This is a genomic window from Neisseria sp. P0022.S010, from assembly GCF_051956635.1.
In genome coordinates, this window is the sequence record NZ_JBQCXF010000514.1 from 1 (window position 1) to 2,076 (window position 2,076).

Below are 2,076 nucleotides of genomic sequence, written 5' to 3' on the forward strand. Positions count from 1 at the left end.
AGCAGCCGCGTGGTGGAAACCATTTTTGAAAACCGCTTCATGCACGTTCCCGAACTCAACCGCATGGGCGCAGACATCACCACCGAAGGCAACACCGCCTACATCAAAGGCGTGGAAAAACTCTCCGGCGCCGTCGTGATGGCAACCGACCTGCGCGCCTCCGCCAGCCTCGTCATGGCCGGTTTGGTCGCAGAAGGCGAAACCATCGTTGAACGCATCTACCACCTCGACCGCGGCTATGAATACATCGAGAAAAAACTCGGCGGCGTAGGCGCAAAAATCGAACGCGTACGCGGTTAATCCCATACGCAGCCGATAAATAAAAGGCCGTCTGAAACACCGGCAATCGGGTTTCAGACGGCCTTTGCGTATTGTTTTGCGGTATAATTCCCAACATCTTTATCCATTGTTTTTAAAAGCACAAACCATGACACGCAAAATCCTTGTCACTTCCGCGCTGCCCTATGCCAACGGCAGCATCCACCTCGGCCACATGGTCGAACACATCCAAACCGACGTTTGGGTGCGCTTTCAAAAACTGCGCGGCCACGAATGCTACTACTGCTGCGCCGACGACACCCACGGCACGCCCGTGATGCTTGCCGCGCAAAAACAAGGCATCGCGCCCGAAGACATGATTGCCAAAGTGCGCGAAGAGCACCTCGCCGACTTCACCGGTTTTTTCATCGGCTACGACAATTATTACAGCACCCATTCCCCTGAAAACAAACAGTTTTCCCAAGACATTTACCGCGCGCTGAAAGCCAACGGCAAGATTGAGAGCCGCGTCATCGAGCAGCTTTTCGACCCTGAAAAACAAATGTTCCTGCCCGACCGCTTCGTCAAAGGCGAATGCCCGAAATGCCACGCCCAAGACCAATACGGCGACAACTGCGAAGTCTGCGGCACGACCTATTCCCCGACCGAACTGATCAACCCGTATTCCGCGGTATCCGGTGCCAAACCCGAATTGCGCGAATCCGAACACTTCTTCTTCAAACTGGGCGAATGCGCCGACTTCCTCAAAGCATGGACTTCCGGCAACAACCCGCACGACGGCAAGCCCCATCTGCAACCAGAAGCCCTCAACAAAATGAAAGAATGGCTGGGCGAAGGCGAAGAAACCACCCTGTCCGACTGGGACATCTCCCGCGACGCGCCGTATTTCGGTTTCGAAATCCCCGACGCGCCGGGCAAATATTTCTACGTTTGGCTGGATGCGCCCGTCGGCTACATGGCCTCGTTTAAAAACCTGTGCGACCGCATCGGCATTGATTTTGACGAATACTTCAAAGCCGACAGCCAAACCGAGATGTACCACTTCATCGGCAAAGACATCCTCTATTTCCACGCCCTGTTCTGGCCCGCCATGCTGCATTTCTCCGGCCACCGCGCCCCGACCGGCGTGTACGCACACGGCTTTTTGACCGTGGACGGACAAAAAATGTCCAAATCGCGCGGCACCTTCATCACCGCCAAATCCTATCTGGAACAAGGCCTGAACCCCGAGTGGATGCGCTACTACATCGCCGCAAAACTCAACAGCAAAATCGAAGACATCGATTTGAACCTGCAAGACTTTATCAGTCGCGTCAACAGCGACCTCGTCGGCAAATACGTCAACATCGCCGCCCGCGCATCAGGTTTCATCGCCAAACGCTTTGAAGGTCGTCTGAAAGACGTTTCAGGCAGCGCATTGCTGGCAAAACTCGCCGCCGAAAGCGACAACATTGCCGAGCAATACGAAAACCGCGAATACGCCCGCGCCCTGCGCGACATCATGGCCTTGGCGGACATTGTCAACGAATACGTTGATGCCAACAAACCTTGGGAATTGGCGAAACAAGAAGGCCAAGACGAACGCCTGCACGAAGTATGCAGCGAACTCATCAACGCCTTTACCATGCTGACCGCCTACCTCGCCCCCGTATTGCCGAAAGTGGCCGAAAACGCCGCCAAATTCCTGAATTTGGAAGCCATCACTTGGGCAAATACACGCGAAACCTTGGGCGAACACGCCATCAACAAATACGAACATTTAATGCAACGAGTGGAGCAAAAACAAGTGGACGATTT

The 2,076-nt window shown here is 54.3% G+C and carries 1 protein-coding gene and 1 pseudogene; both read left to right on the forward strand.

The window, feature by feature from the left end:
- Window positions 1–300, forward strand: a pseudogene (locus tag ACTHUT_RS18815) (UDP-N-acetylglucosamine 1-carboxyvinyltransferase); the annotation flags it as partial.
- 127 nt (window positions 301–427) lie between these two features.
- The coding region (gene metG / locus ACTHUT_RS18820) for a methionine--tRNA ligase (RefSeq protein ID WP_440419388.1) at window positions 428–2,076 on the forward strand (1,649 nt) is incomplete at its 3' end.